This window comes from Muricoccus harenae, assembly GCF_009848505.1.
GTDB classification, from domain to species: Bacteria; Pseudomonadota; Alphaproteobacteria; order Acetobacterales; family Acetobacteraceae; genus Roseomonas; species Roseomonas harenae.
In genome coordinates this window covers 88,431-101,259 of the sequence record NZ_WWDL01000022.1, presented here as the reverse complement: position 1 = coordinate 101,259, position 12,829 = coordinate 88,431, and the positions used below count along the sequence as shown (strand labels likewise).

General features: G+C 65.1%; 13 protein-coding genes. 5 read left to right on the top strand and 8 right to left on the bottom strand.

Annotated elements, in window-relative coordinates; genetic code table 11:
- On the top strand, positions 1–551 hold a 551-nt coding region (gene tnpC / locus GSE44_RS16370; RefSeq protein ID WP_159349903.1), incomplete at its 5' end, for an IS66 family transposase.
- Positions 552–775: 224 nt separating this feature from the next.
- On the opposite strand, the gene GSE44_RS16365 is transcribed toward tnpC, so the two are convergent.
- From GSE44_RS16365 to GSE44_RS16335, 7 genes are all read right to left on the bottom strand, one after another.
- Positions 776–1,861 carry a polysaccharide biosynthesis/export family protein gene (locus GSE44_RS16365; protein WP_159349902.1) on the bottom strand — a complete coding sequence of 362 codons (1,086 nt, stop codon included), beginning with the start codon at positions 1,859–1,861 and terminating at the stop codon, positions 776–778.
- Positions 1,854–3,791 carry a glycosyltransferase gene (locus GSE44_RS16360; RefSeq protein WP_159349901.1) on the bottom strand — a complete coding sequence of 646 codons (1,938 nt, stop codon included), beginning with the start codon at positions 3,789–3,791 and terminating at the stop codon, positions 1,854–1,856. Before GSE44_RS16360 ends, GSE44_RS16365 begins: the two co-directional genes overlap by 8 nt.
- Positions 3,792–3,882: 91 nt before the next feature.
- Positions 3,883–4,878 carry an NAD-dependent epimerase/dehydratase family protein gene (locus tag GSE44_RS16355; RefSeq protein WP_159349900.1) on the bottom strand — a complete coding sequence of 332 codons (996 nt, stop codon included), beginning with the start codon at positions 4,876–4,878 and terminating at the stop codon, positions 3,883–3,885.
- 37 nt (positions 4,879–4,915) lie between these two features.
- Positions 4,916–5,824, bottom strand: a complete 909-nt coding sequence (locus GSE44_RS16350) for a hypothetical protein (RefSeq protein ID WP_159349899.1) — start codon at positions 5,822–5,824, stop codon at positions 4,916–4,918.
- Positions 5,821–6,150 (bottom strand): hypothetical protein, encoded by a 330-nt coding sequence (locus GSE44_RS16345; protein ID WP_159349898.1) that lies wholly within the window; start codon positions 6,148–6,150, stop codon positions 5,821–5,823. Before GSE44_RS16345 ends, GSE44_RS16350 begins: the two co-directional genes overlap by 4 nt.
- Positions 6,143–6,808, bottom strand: coding sequence for an ABC transporter ATP-binding protein (locus tag GSE44_RS16340; protein WP_159349897.1), 666 nt, complete (start codon positions 6,806–6,808; stop codon positions 6,143–6,145). The genes GSE44_RS16345 and GSE44_RS16340 overlap by 8 nt, the downstream gene beginning before the upstream one ends.
- Positions 6,805–7,767: an ABC transporter permease gene (locus tag GSE44_RS16335; RefSeq protein ID WP_159349896.1), complete on the bottom strand. Its 963-nt coding sequence runs from the start codon at positions 7,765–7,767 to the stop codon at positions 6,805–6,807. The genes GSE44_RS16340 and GSE44_RS16335 overlap by 4 nt, the downstream gene beginning before the upstream one ends.
- A 1,131-nt stretch (positions 7,768–8,898) precedes the next feature.
- On the opposite strand from GSE44_RS16335, the gene GSE44_RS16330 reads away from it, so the two are divergent.
- The 4 genes from GSE44_RS16330 to GSE44_RS26280 all read left to right on the top strand — a co-directional run bounded on the left by GSE44_RS16330 (position 8,899) and on the right by GSE44_RS26280 (position 11,756).
- Positions 8,899–10,482, top strand: a complete 1,584-nt coding sequence (locus tag GSE44_RS16330) for a pectate lyase family protein (RefSeq protein WP_159349895.1) — start codon at positions 8,899–8,901, stop codon at positions 10,480–10,482.
- A 97-nt stretch (positions 10,483–10,579) separates the two neighbouring features.
- Positions 10,580–11,068 carry a YkgJ family cysteine cluster protein gene (locus GSE44_RS16325; RefSeq protein WP_159349894.1) on the top strand — a complete coding sequence of 163 codons (489 nt, stop codon included), beginning with the start codon at positions 10,580–10,582 and terminating at the stop codon, positions 11,066–11,068.
- Positions 11,069–11,139: 71 nt separating this feature from the next.
- Positions 11,140–11,442, top strand: coding sequence for a diguanylate cyclase domain-containing protein (locus GSE44_RS26285; RefSeq protein WP_159349893.1), 303 nt, complete (start codon positions 11,140–11,142; stop codon positions 11,440–11,442).
- The gene (locus tag GSE44_RS26280) at positions 11,439–11,756 is read left to right on the top strand and encodes a hypothetical protein (protein WP_159349892.1); all 318 of its coding nucleotides are present in this window, start codon (positions 11,439–11,441) and stop codon (positions 11,754–11,756) included. The genes GSE44_RS26285 and GSE44_RS26280 overlap by 4 nt, the downstream gene beginning before the upstream one ends.
- Before the next feature lie 7 nt (positions 11,757–11,763).
- Here the strand turns inward: GSE44_RS26280 and GSE44_RS16310 are convergent, their stop codons facing one another.
- Complete coding sequence (locus GSE44_RS16310; protein WP_159349891.1) at positions 11,764–12,750, bottom strand: LacI family DNA-binding transcriptional regulator; 987 nt, start codon at positions 12,748–12,750, stop codon at positions 11,764–11,766.
- Positions 12,751–12,829: the final 79 nt, after the last annotated feature.

Below are 12,829 nucleotides of genomic sequence, written 5' to 3'. Positions count from 1 at the left end.
GCCATGTACGACGCGGATTCTACGACCTGGCCAAGAAGAACACGGCGCCGATCGCGGCCGAGGCACTGGCCCGCATTGCCGCTCTCTACGCCGTCGAGGCCGACATCCGCGGCCAGTCACCCGAGGCACGGCAGGTCGCCCGGCAGGCCCGGAGCCGACCTCTGGTCGAAGACCTGTTTGCCTGGCTCGAGCAGCAGCTGGTGCGCCTGCCCGGCGGCAGCCCGACGGCAGAGGCCATTCGCTATGCCCTGAACCACCGCGGCGGTCTCGAGCGGTTCCTGACCGACGGCCGGATCGAGGTCGATAACAACGCCGTCGAGCGCGCCATCCGCCCTCTCTGCCTCAGCCGCAAGAATGCGCTGTTCGCCAGCGGCAATGACGGGGGGCGCCGCTGGGCCGACCTCGCCTCCCTGGTCGAGACATGCAAGTTGAACGGCGTCGACCCGCAGCGCTACTTCACCGACCTGCTGACCCGCCTTGTCGATGGCTGGCCCAACAGCCGTATCGACGAACTCATGCCATGGCACTGGGCCGAAGCGAAACCAACCTGATCGTCAGCAAGCCTAACGGGTGTGAAAGCCTCGCTTACGATGCACCTGTTTAGTACGTGTCGGGCGCGGCCTCGCGCCGGGGACGCGGCTTGTTGCCGCATACCAGCAGCACCGATGCCGCGCCTCACGCTATAGCCTTCGAGAAGTTCTCAAACGGCGCCGATCTGCGCCGGAGGGTGGAGGCGCGGCAGGAACATTGCGTTCCGTGCCGCGCCTTCCCGTCTTCAGCCGCCGACGAGGCGCCCAAAGGCCAACGCCCGCACAATCGGCGTAAGGAACTTACCGATCTCATAGACAGGCGCATTGGTGACATAGATCGCATCGTCCGGCAGCAGGCCGACCCGTTGCGCCACGAACATGGACTCGGCCTTTGCCAGATCCAGCCGCAGCACGAGCGGCCGCGGGGTACCGTCAAGGCCCGGACGCAGGCGGAACAGGAAGACGTTGCCGGGGCTGGCCGAGTTGTCGTCCAACCCGCCCGCCACGCCCAGCCCGTCGAGCATGCTCATCCGGCCTGACACCATCTCGTGCAGGCCTGGTCTGCTCACGGCACCCGCCACGGTGAAGCGCTTCGCATTCGTCTCCACGATCACTGTGTCGCCACGGCTCAGATAGATTGGCGGCTGCTCAAGCAGGCGTGCATAGGGCATGCGCTGCGTCGAGCCGGCCGTGTACACCGTGACGTCCACGGACCGGGCCGGAGCTGTGGGTCCGCCGGACCGGGCGACGGCATCCACGACGCTGAGCGGCCCCTCCGCGGTCGTGACCCGGCCGGGCGTCTTGACCTCGCCGGAGACCAGCACCGACTGCCCGGGGCTGGAAACCAGCTCGACATGCACCTGGGGATCGACCACACGCCCCGCCAGCGCCCCACGGATCGCCTCAGAGGCGCGCTGCAAATCTCCACCAGCAACCCGCACACGGCCGGCATAGGGCAGCGTGACGGTGCCGCGGTCATCCACCCGCACAGCTTGGAACGCGGTGCCGCCAGTGGCGGTGGTGCCGAAGGTGCCGCCGTCGCTCCGCTCGAATATGACAACCCGCAAGGTGTCGCCCGGCCCGATAGAGAAGCCGCTGCTGGGTGCCCTTGCACGGCCGAAGCCGGCCCCAGTCCTGGGCGCCGTCGTATCGCTGACCAGGAAGGCCCCCAGCGTGGCGGGCGTCAGCTCCACCAGCTCGTAGGACGCCTCATCCGCCGAAGGCGACGTGATGGCAGATGCGGTCGGGCCGCTTCGGGGCGTGATGCTGCAGCCCCCGACCGACAGCAGAATGGCCGCAAGCATCGCGGACCGGGGGAAGGTCTCAAGCAACGTAGGTCTCCATCGTTTGCTCGACCATGCGAGCGAGTGAGAATCGATCCAAGACGAAGCGGCGCGCGCAATCCGAGCGCTCCCGCGGGTTCGCGTCATTGGCAAGGGCGACGAGCCGCGCGGCAGCCTCATCGAGGTCCGGTGCAACGGCGCTGCCCAATACCCATCCCGTCTGGCCCTGCAAAAGTGTCTCAGCTGCGCCACCAGCCGGAGTCGTGACCACTGGCACCCCTGCACCTTGCGCCTCGATGAGCACGTTGGGCAGTCCTTCAGAGCGCGAGAGCAACAAGAAGGCATCGAACTGTTGCATCCAGAACCCCACATTGCGCCTGCGACCTGTGAACAGGACGCGTTCGGCGATGCCGAGCGCCCTCGCCCGGGCCTCCGCCGCCTCCCGCAACTCCCCTTCGCCCACCAGGATAAATCGCGAATCGGGACGCAGCGCCAACACCTTCGCAGCGCAATCGATCCATGCCAGAGGACGCTTGTTGTCCACGAACCGCATCACGCCGCCCACGGTAAACCCTGGACCGTTGCGCGTCATAAAGCCGTCCAGCAAGGCAAGGCTGCTGTCCGATGCGTCCGCTGCAGGCATGGAAAGTCCGTTCGGCACCACCCGCACGCGCTCGCGCGGCAGGCCGATCCAATCCGCGTATCGCGCTGCAGCAAAGCGGGAATTCGAAACCAGCACCACGCCAGGCGCCCGCATCAGCAAAGGATAGAGCACCGCGTATTCGGGCCGGTCGCGTTCCGGCCGATCCGGGGGCGGCGCACCACGGACGGAAAGGACGATCCGCGGCACACCCGCGAGCAACGCTGCGAGCGCACCGTCGAGAATATTGCCGTCCTGCCACAGATGCACGACGGAAGGTGCGCGCGCGCGGATCGCATCGGCGAGCTTGGCCGTTCCTTCGAGCACCCGGGTTGGAAGCAGGTGCAGCAAATGGCGCCACTCGGCCAGCAGGGATCCGGCGGGATCGCCGCCGAAGGCCGGAAAGCGGTCGTAGCGCGCCACCGGCACCTCGTGTTCTCTCAAGATGGGCAGAAAGAAGTCGGCGCCGGGCCGGCCATCCAGGGAGCGGCAGACAACTTCGACGGGCCCTTCGATCCGGTGCCCCGCAACAGCGATCCCAGTGCGCCGCACGAGCTGCAGCCCAACAGCGGTGTTGACGAACTGCCGCTCCGCGCCGCCGGCCGACAGACAGGCATTGACCAACATCACCGGGCCCAGCGCGTCGCGGGGGGGCTGAGGCGTGCCACGCCGCCGGATCGCCTCCGTCAGCAGATGTGCAAGAAGCCGGCTACTGATATCGGCCGGCATGCCGGGAGCAGCCGGCGGAACGGCCTTGAGGTTCTCGATGTCCGCGTCCAGCCGCGCGATCTCGGGCAAAAGCCGCATCGCGGGCGCGCCACGCCGCAGCGCATCCGCCAAAACCTGTTGGGCGCCGACCCGATCGCCACGCCGCTCGAGCATCCGTGCCTGCAGCACAGGCGCCATTTCATGCGCAGGATCCAGCAGCGTCAGCCTGGCGAAATCGGCCGCAGCACCTTCGGCATCGCCCAGGGCCTCCCAGGCCCGCGCACGGAGCAGCAGGTCTTCAGCCGTCACGGATGCCGCAGGGAAGCGCGTCGCGATAACTTCACGCGCCGCCGCATCACCTTGCATGCGCAGAGTCCAGCGTAGCGTCAGCAGGAAGGCCTCGTGGCAACTCGGGAAGCGGTCACGCAAGGCGGCCCAGGCGGGGATCGCCTGCGCGCGTCCACATGCGCGGTCCAGCAGCCGTGCCGAGAGCAGTTGTAACCGCTCGCAGTCGGGGTGACGGCGTACCAGCTCCAGCATGGCCTCGAGCCCTGCCGCCGCCGTCCCGCCAGAAAGATGGCTGGCGCAGAGCGCCTCGGCAGCTTCCAGCGCTTCTGGCTCGGGCATCATGCCCGCGCCTGCCTGCGCCACGGCTTGCGAGATAGGATCTACATACCCTGCGGGAGCGCCAGCATGCAGATGAGCGTCGAGGGGCACGTCGTCAGACCTGGTGGTAGGAACGATACCAGTCGACGAAATGCGCGACTCCGACCGAGACCGGTGTGTTCGGGCGGAATCCGGTAATGGCCTCGAGCACGGTGGTATCAGCCCAGGTGGCCGGCACGTCGCCGGTCTGCATGTCGAGGTAATTGCGGATCGTCTCCCGACCCGTTGCGCGCTCGATAGCTTCGATGAAGGAGATAAGGTTTACCGGCTCGCTGTTGCCGATGTTGACGACCCGGTAAGGGCCGGCTGGGCTGGACCCGACGGCATCCTCATCCGCCTGCTTCGGCGGAAGGCCAGCAAGCCGCACGATAGCCTCCACCAGGTCGTCAACATAGGTGAAGTCACGCTGCATCTGCCCGTGGTTGTAGACGTCGATCGGCAGCCCCCGGAACGCGTTCTCCGTGAAGCGGAACAGAGCCATGTCGGGCCGGCCCCAGGGCCCATAGACGGTGAAGAAGCGGAAGGCCGTCGTCGGGATAGACCAGAGATGCGCGTAGCAATGCGCCATCCCCTCAGTTGCCTTCTTCGTGGCGGCGTAGAGAGTCAGCGGATGGTCGGCGCGATGCCCCTCGCTGAAGGGCATCGCGGCATTGGCGCCATAGACCGAGGAGGTGGAGGCCAGCATCAGATGGCCCACGCGGCACCGACGCGCCTGCTCCATCACGTTGAAGGTGCCGACAAGGTTGGAGTCAATGTAAGCGCGCGGGTTCTCGATGCTGTAGCGGACGCCGGCCTGCGCGGCGAGGTGGATCAACACCTCGGGCTCGCAGGCATCGACGACACGGGTCAGCGCCTCCGTATCCTCGAGCATGAACTCATGCCCGTGGAACCGCGGATACTCCCGCAGCATCGCATGACGGCGGCGCTTCAGCTCGACATCGTAGTAGCTCGTCATGCCATCGACGCCGGTGACGTCATGCCCGTCGGCAAGCAGGCGGCGTGCGACATGGAAGCCGATGAAGCCTGCTGTGCCTGTGACGAGATACTGCATGGGGTCTCCGAAAGTGTTGCGACAGACGTGGCGGGGCTCAGGCGTGGTCCCGCACCGCGTAGTAGAGGAGGACGGACATCGCCCAGGCGAGGACCGCGCAACCGGCGACGATCAGGGGCGACAGCCAAGGACGCGGATAGGCCGCCTCGACCGCCGTCACGGGCCGCACGAAGGGCAGCAGGTAAGTGCCCTGGCGCACCGCGTTATTACGGGCGATCTGCAGGTTCTCCGTCGCGGTGGTGTAGCGGCTCTCGGCCCGGCGCAACTCCGCCTGGAGCGCCTCGTGCCGGTCGATAACCGACGCCCAACCGGAGCCCTGCTGATCCAGAGCGTTGCGGCTCACCTGCCGCTCCAGCTGGGAAAGCTGCTGCCTCATGGCGCGGATGCGGGTGTTCAGGGCCGCGAAGGCAGGGCTGTTCTGGCCGCCAGAGGCGCGAAGGCTATCCGCCTGGCTCTCAGCCTGCATCAGATCCTGCCTCAGCCGGCCCTCCAGCTCGACATTGTTGGCAGTCGAACGGGTGGGATCGAGCACGCCGCTGGTCGTCCGCAGCGCCTGCAGCCTGGCACGTACCGAGGCCAGCTGCTGCTCGGCGTTCTGCACCTCGCCTTCGGCAAACTTCAGCGCATCCGTATGGGCCCGGGACGAGACCTGGTTGATCATGCCCTCGCTCGAGGCAAGGATCGCGCTGGTGAGAGCAAAGGAGTCCTCAGGCGTATAGGCGTAGGTCTTCAGCGTGACCACGCCGCTGGTGATCTCGAATTCTGCCCGCACCATCGAATGCCAGGCGCGCATGAGCCGCTCGAGCGGAGCATCTGGCGGAAGGCGGACAAGCGGGTCCGCAAGCGGATTGGACAGGATGCCGCGGACATCAACGCCCCTGCGGGTGATGTCCTCCACGGCGGGTGCCGAGGCGATGTAGCGTGCCAGGCCATAGGACTGCGTCACGGCCGCGCCGCTGGCGGGCCGAAGGCTCCGACCAGCGATCCCTCGCGGGCCGCCGTGTCGTCGCGTTCCTCGCCCACGCGCAGGGCGAAGATGGCCGTGGTCTCATACTGCTTCGCGGCGATGAAGTTGAAGTAGACGACGCTGAGCAGCGTCGGCACCACCACCATGAGGATGAAAACGAGCAGCCCGCTGCGCCGACGCCGGGGTGGCGGCGGCAGCTGCGGCAACGTGATCCCGGTTCGCGGAGCATGGTGCTCCGTGATCGCCGAGGACGCGTCGAGGCGTGCCCGAAGGGGTTTTTGGGTGGGCGTGATGACGTCAGACATGCAGCACCATCAGGTTGTTCTCATAGGCCTGGATTGCATCCGCCATGCTTTCGAAGACCCGCAGCTGGCCATCCTCAAGGACGGCGCCCTGCTGGCAGATGCGACCGATCGTGGTCACCGCCTGCGAAACCATGATGAGCTTCGCGGTCTTCCGGCGCTCGGCAAGGGCCTGGATGCATTTGCGTTTGAAGCCGACGTCGCCTACCGCCGTAACCTCGTCGACGAGATACACGTCGAACTCGATGGCCATGGACAAGGCAAAGGCCACGCGCGCCTTCATACTGTTGGAATAGGTCGTGACCGGGCGTTCAAAGTGATTGCCGATCTCCGAGAAGTCCCGGACGTAGCGGACCACCCCGGCTTCGTCGGCCCCGTAGAGGCGCGCGATGAAGCGGACATTCTCCCGGGCCGAAAGATTGGGATGGAAGGCGCCACCGTAGCTGATCGGAAAGGAGACACGGACACTGCGTCGAACATGCCCGTAATCCGGCTTGTCCATCCCCGCGATGATCCGCAGCAGCGTGGACTTGCCCGAGCCGTTGCCACCCAGGATGCCGACATCGGTCGAGCAGTCGAACAGAGCCGAGATGTCCGACAGCACCGTCTGCCGGCCCATGGGGCCACGATGGGCCTTGGTAACGCGATGAAGCTCGATCATGCCGACTGCACCTGACGCTGCGTCACCCGCTCCAGGCAGAGGCCGAGCAGGATGGACGCGATGGCCCATTTCAGCAGGTAATCGGGATCCAGCGTGACCGAGGCGTATTCGGTGATGTAGCCCTGCCGGAACCACTGCACCGAATGCATCATGGGGTTCCAGGAAAGCCAGTACCGCAAGTCGGCTGGAATCCGGTCGATAAAGAAAAAAATGGCCGAGAAGTGGTAAAGCGGCTTGGTGATCATCGGATAGATCATCACCCAGGACTTCCACATGGTCATGAGCACGGCGTTGACCAGTCCAATGCCAAAGCCCAGCCCAAAGGTGGCGACCGCCGCGGCGGCGCAGATCAGCGGGTGGTCCGGCATATGCGCCCGGCCGCTGACGACCATGAACCCGAGGATGATAAACGTGACACAAACCCAGGTCACGGCTTCCAAGAGCGCGCGCGCCATCACCAGGTCCATGCCGTTGACCAGCGGCAGCCGGAGCAGCGTCTGCCCGCCGCGCAACGCTCCACCAAGGTTTCGTGCAGTCTTCTGGAAAAGGAAGAAGGGCAGCACGCCGGTGATGAAGAACAGAATCACATTGTCGCCCACAGGTGCGCGACGATTGATCGCCCAATACACGATCGACATCACCATCACATGCGAGATCGGCTCGGCCAGCGCCCACAAGTAACCAAGGCGCGTACGGCCGAACCGCGTGCGGGATTCACGCAGCAGGACTGCGCCGACGATACGGCGCTGGTTGGCAATCGCCGTCCAGATCACAGCCGGAAACCACACGCGCCACGAGATCGGGCGGCGCTGCTGAACGTGTCCAGTGAGGTTGAAAGCCGCATGGGAGTAACCCGGTGTTGTTCCTGCTGATCCGTAGCCCCGACCGCGCATTCCTGCATGTGTTGTCTGGTTCAGAATGCGACCGGAATTGGCTCGCGGTTGTGAGATTTCGGCCATTTCCGAGCCCTTGGCCGGCGCTGGGCCATCGCCCTCCCTGGCTAGCCTGCGCCTTTTGCCGCGCCGGCGACGCTCGCGTTTTCGGCATCGGCGGGACCGACCTGCGGTTGTAGCGCGCGACTGGGGCGGCAGCTATTGCGTAGCCGATCAAGCCGAGAATCAACCTCCGTCGCTTAACTTGCCCGGAGAATACAGTTCAAGTTGCATTACTACGCAACACCGGTCTGAACCTGTCTTTTCTTGCCCCTGCAGATTCTTGCTTGTACCGAAGACGTGCGGATCAAATTCCGGGCGAAACTGTTGCGCATCCGGCTTGTCTGCTCCGATGGCAGGACAAACAATTCCCATGGACCCCTTCGTGGTTTCTGGTCGCACCTTTGTTGCGCTCCGAAAGGCAGGGCGCCCTCGGCACGGTCGCGCACCGGTCTTCCATGCCGTCACCCCGCATCTCCGCATGTCCCTCTGTGGTGATGAGCCCGGTCCCGGATCCGCCTGGGCTGAGCCACCTGCTGAACAGGTCACTTGCCCAGAATGCCTGAGGCGCCTCGCGCGACTTCGCAGTGTTTAGAAGGCATTATGCCGCAGGGGGCGAACGGAGCCAAGTAACCACAACCTAGCGATCCGGTCCAAAGGTGCTCGCGCGCCACAATCCGTCAGCCGTGCCGCTGCTCCGAGCTTCGCCGTCCAATGTAGTTACCGCGCGATGGACCACGGCGGCCCCGCATTCTGCGCCCGCTGACCCGCCGGTGCGCTGGAACACTGACCTGTGCACCCAACTGCGACCGGTGTGTCCACAGCCACACCCGCGGGGCGAACCTAAGACCGAAATCCTATATCTTTACGGATAATCGGTTAACGTTAGTGAATCAGCGCCAACCCTCACTGTTTCGTGCGATTCCGGGTTGCTGTGCAGCGGGGCAGGCTGATAGCCAAGAACCCGCCTAACCGACACCAACGGCGGAAGAATAGAACCGATTCACGCTGCGAATCTCTAGTTCCTCCCCCCCAAAGTCAAAGTATTGTTCCTCCGCAATACTATTGATTCATTTAATACATAGATGAACGCAGGCCGTCAGGGACCTGTCTTGGGAACCGCGCGGGCTCGCCCGTGCGAAACGGGGATTTCAGATCATGACCGATCGAGCTCATGGCTTCGCGTCCATGAAGGGCGGCACCACGGGGGGTGCCGGCGGAGCCACTGTTACGGTCACCACCGGCAAGGAATTGCTGGCCGCAATCGACAAGGCGGGGACCAAGCCGCTGACGATCAGCGTCAGGGGCGAGATTACCACCGGTAACACCGGCGCCGACGTCATTGATATCGCTGACGTACACAACCTTTCGATCATCGGTGCCGGCAAGGGTGCGGAGTTCGACGGTATCGGCTTCCGGGTGAAGGACGGCTCGTCCAACCTGATCTTCCGGAACCTCGAGATCCACGACGTGCGCAGCGGCCCGAAGGATGCCATTGGCATCGAGGGCGGATCCCACAACATCTGGATCGACCACAATGAGATGTACAGCAGCATGTCCGTCGGAAAGGACTATTACGACGGCCTGATCGATATGAAGCGCGGCGTGGAATATGTCACCGTCTCAAACAACTACTTTCACGACCATCACAAGGTGTCGCTGACCGGCTTCTCCGATGACGACAGCGGCGGCCGCTATATCACCTACGATCACAACATGTTCGAGAATATCGGCTCGCGTGCACCAAGCGTCCGCGACGGCTATGTCCATGTGTACGGGAACTACTACACGGATATCGAGACCTCCGCGATCAACATGCGCATGGGTGCGGTGGGGCTGATCGAGAACAATGTCTTCGAGAACGCACATAACCCGATCGTCAGTCTCGACAGCGACAAGATCGGCTTCTGGCAGCTGAGCGGCAACGAATTCGACAGTGTCACCTGGGCAAAGGTTGGCAAGGGCGAGGCGAGCGGGGCCGATGGAAAGTCCACCGGGCACTTCAGCGCTCCTTATGACTACACGCTCGATCCTGTCTCCAAAGTGAAAGCTTATGTCCTGAGCCATGCCGGCCTCGGTAAGTTCGACCTGTCGGGCGACACGGATGGTTCAACCAAGCCTGGCAAGGCCACCCAACCTTCGGATGCGAAGGGAACCGAATCGTCAGATCGGCTGGCGGGCACCTCCGGAAACGACACGATTGACGGCAAGGGTGGTAACGATACGCTGTCCGGGGGGAGAGGCGACGATAGGCTATCTGGCAGTAACGGCAACGACCAGCTCGATGGCGGCGTGGGCCGGGACACGCTCCTGGGCGGTGCAGGAAACGACGTCCTCCTTGGTGGCGCGGGCGATGATTCGCTCAACGGGGAAGCGGGCAATGACCGTCTCACCGGAGGTTCCGGTAAGGATACGCTGCGCGGCGGGACAGGCGAGGATCGCTTCATCTTCACCCAAATCCTCGACTCAAAGGGCGGCAGCCACCGCGATCTCATTCTCGACTTCGGCGACGGGGATGTGATCGACCTGTCGCAAATTGATGCGCGTAGCAACTCCGGTAGCGACCAGGGCTTCACCTGGATCGGCGACCGAGACTTCACCGGAAAGGCGGGGGAGCTGCGAGCGGTCAAGGTCTATGACGACACACGGATCGACGCCGATATTGATGGCGACCGAAGGGCTGATTTCCAGATCGAGATGGCCGGCTACCATTCGCTTTCGGCGAGCGACTTCATCCTCTGACCGCCGGCGGAGCCCGGTACGGCCCCCGGCCCAGATCCTGCCAGAATGAACTGGATTGGCTTGGCGGAGCTGCCCCGCCTGGAGCAGTTTGCGCCCCATGGCCATGACCGGCGACACGGCGGGAGGATTGGTGCGAGGCCCCTTCGAGGCCCCGCACCCCTTTGCGCGCCTGCTCGAGAGCCGGGTGACGGCTCAGCCGTCGCAGCCGGCGCCGTCCCTGGAGGAGATCGCGGAGCGGCACCGCGCCCTCTACGACCGCATCCCGGGCTTCGAATGCGAGCCGGGCTGCACCGCCTGCTGCGGGGCGATCGCAATGACGCGCTGGGAATGGGACCAGGTGGCGGAGAAGCGCCATGCCACAGCAAGCTGCCTCACCTGCCCGTATTCGCTGGATGGAAGCTGCGCGATCCATGAAGATCGCCCGCTCATCTGCCGCCTGTTCGGCGCGGTGGACCACCCGCGCCTGACCTGCCCGAAAGGGCGCGGCCCCGCCCGCAAGCTCACAGCGGGGGAGGCACAAACCATCATGGACGCGCATCAGCAACTGCTGCTGGACAGCGCGGCCGCACAGACCACTCCCGGCTAAGGCACCGTTCCGCCCGATCAAGAGCAAGGGCGCACATCGCAGGACCTGCGAAAGCGGCCATCTCGCGCGACGTGACGCTGCAGAAGACGATGGAAGGACGTCTGGCGCAGATTGTCGCGACGAACGGGCTGACGGGCCTCGCCAGCTGGCGTCGTTTCGACGAGGCGCTGACGGCGGAATGGTGCCGCGCGGCCCGGAAAGGCACCTGGCTTTCGCTGCGGCTGCGCAATCGCGACCGGTTCAGGAAGTTCAACAAACACTGCGGCCACGCGGCGGGAGACGCCGCCCTGCGCACCCTGCGCGATATGCTGGAGGCCACGATTCGCCGGCCGGCGACCCGGCCTGCCGCTATGGCGGGGACAAAATCGGCGTGATCCTGCCCGATACCGATCTGCGCGGCGCATGGGAGGTAGCGGAGTGCGTCCGGCTGACCATTGGCGCCACCGGCATCCAGCATGGGGCGAATCCGGCCCTCGGCGTCACAGTCAGCATCAGCCTCGTCGGCGTGCAGCCACGGGCCGTTGATCTGCCAGAGCTGCGCTTGCTGCTCGCGGCTGCCGATGCGGCAACGCCTGCGGCGGAGCAGGCCGGAGGGAAGCAGGTGGTTGCCGCACCACCAAGTTCTGGCGGTAGCGCTCCGGCAGCCTCCGGAAGGTCTCGAAGTTTTTCCCAGCACTGTGCGAGCTGATAGGCCCTCAGGCACTCCCGCGCCGGACCAGCTCAAAGCCGAGATCACGTTTCAGCGCCGCCTCAGCCTCGCCCGCCAGCCGCTGCAGCACCATCTCCGCCGCCACCCGGCCGATTCCGCAAGGATCGACCCGGATGGTCGTAATGCCCGGAGGAATCTCGGCAGCGATATCGAAGTTGCCAAAACCGGTAACGGCGATTCGGCCGGGTACGTCCCATCCGCGGGCCTGGCACTCGAGCACGGCGCCGGCCGCAAAGACGTCGGTCGCGCAGAATAGCGCGTCCATCGCCGCCTCCCGTGCCAGGAGTACCCGCACGGCCTCTCGCCCGCGCGCGAAGCCGGACGGCCCGTCATCCGGCTCGAAGACGAGATTCGCCGAGAGGCCGGACTGATCCATCACCTCGCGGAAGCCCAGCTGGCGATCGACGAAGCGATGCGTGGTCAGGCGCGGGAAGTCCACATAGCCGATCCTGCGCCGGCCGAGGCCGACCAGATGTTCCGCCATTCGCCGCGCCGCGCCGCGATTGGAGAAACCAGCCGCCATGTCCATTGGCGATTGGTCGAGATTCCAGGTCTCCACCACGGGAATGCCGGCACCCCGGATCATCGCACGTGACTTCGGTCCGTGATCGACGCCAATGACGACCAGCGCATCGGGACGATAGCCGAGAACGGTGGAAACGGCGCGCCGCTCCTCCTCCGGTGTCGGGCCGCATTCGGCAATGAGAAGCTGGTAGCCCGCCTGGCGCAGCGGCTCCGACAGGCCTTCGAGCGTGTTGCCGAATTGCACCTCTGAAAGGGACGGGATGGTCGCGGCGACCACGCGGCTTCGGCTGGAGGACAGCTGTGCCGCGGCACGGTTGGGAACGTAGCCCAGCGTCGATGCGGCTTCGGCGATGCGAAGGCGGGCATCGGCCGACACACGCCCCGCGTCCTGAAAGGCACGGGAGACTGTCATCATGGAGACACCGGCCAGCCGGGCTACGTCCGCCATGCGAACCCAGCCACTGCCACGTTTCGCCATCCGCTCCTTGACGATGGAGGCCTCCCTCGGCGCGGCCAGTGCCGCAACA

What these genes read in the sequence shown, in the direction of transcription:
- GSE44_RS16335 (WP_159349896.1), bottom strand. Translation starts at nt 7,767, where the DNA reads ATGGCCGAAATCTCACAACCGCGAGCCAATTCCGGTCGCATTCTGAAC.
- GSE44_RS16355 (WP_159349900.1), bottom strand. Translation starts at nt 4,878, where the DNA reads ATGCAGTATCTCGTCACAGGCACAGCAGGCTTCATCGGCTTCCATGTC.
- GSE44_RS16360 (WP_159349901.1), bottom strand. Translation starts at nt 3,791, where the DNA reads ATGATGCCCGAGCCAGAAGCGCTGGAAGCTGCCGAGGCGCTCTGCGCC.
- GSE44_RS16310 (WP_159349891.1), bottom strand. Translation starts at nt 12,750, where the DNA reads ATGGCGGACGTAGCCCGGCTGGCCGGTGTCTCCATGATGACAGTCTCC.
- GSE44_RS16325 (WP_159349894.1), top strand. Translation starts at nt 10,580, where the DNA reads ATGGCCATGACCGGCGACACGGCGGGAGGATTGGTGCGAGGCCCCTTC.
- GSE44_RS16330 (WP_159349895.1), top strand. Translation starts at nt 8,899, where the DNA reads ATGACCGATCGAGCTCATGGCTTCGCGTCCATGAAGGGCGGCACCACG.
- GSE44_RS16345 (WP_159349898.1), bottom strand. Translation starts at nt 6,150, where the DNA reads ATGTCTGACGTCATCACGCCCACCCAAAAACCCCTTCGGGCACGCCTC.
- GSE44_RS16340 (WP_159349897.1), bottom strand. Translation starts at nt 6,808, where the DNA reads ATGATCGAGCTTCATCGCGTTACCAAGGCCCATCGTGGCCCCATGGGC.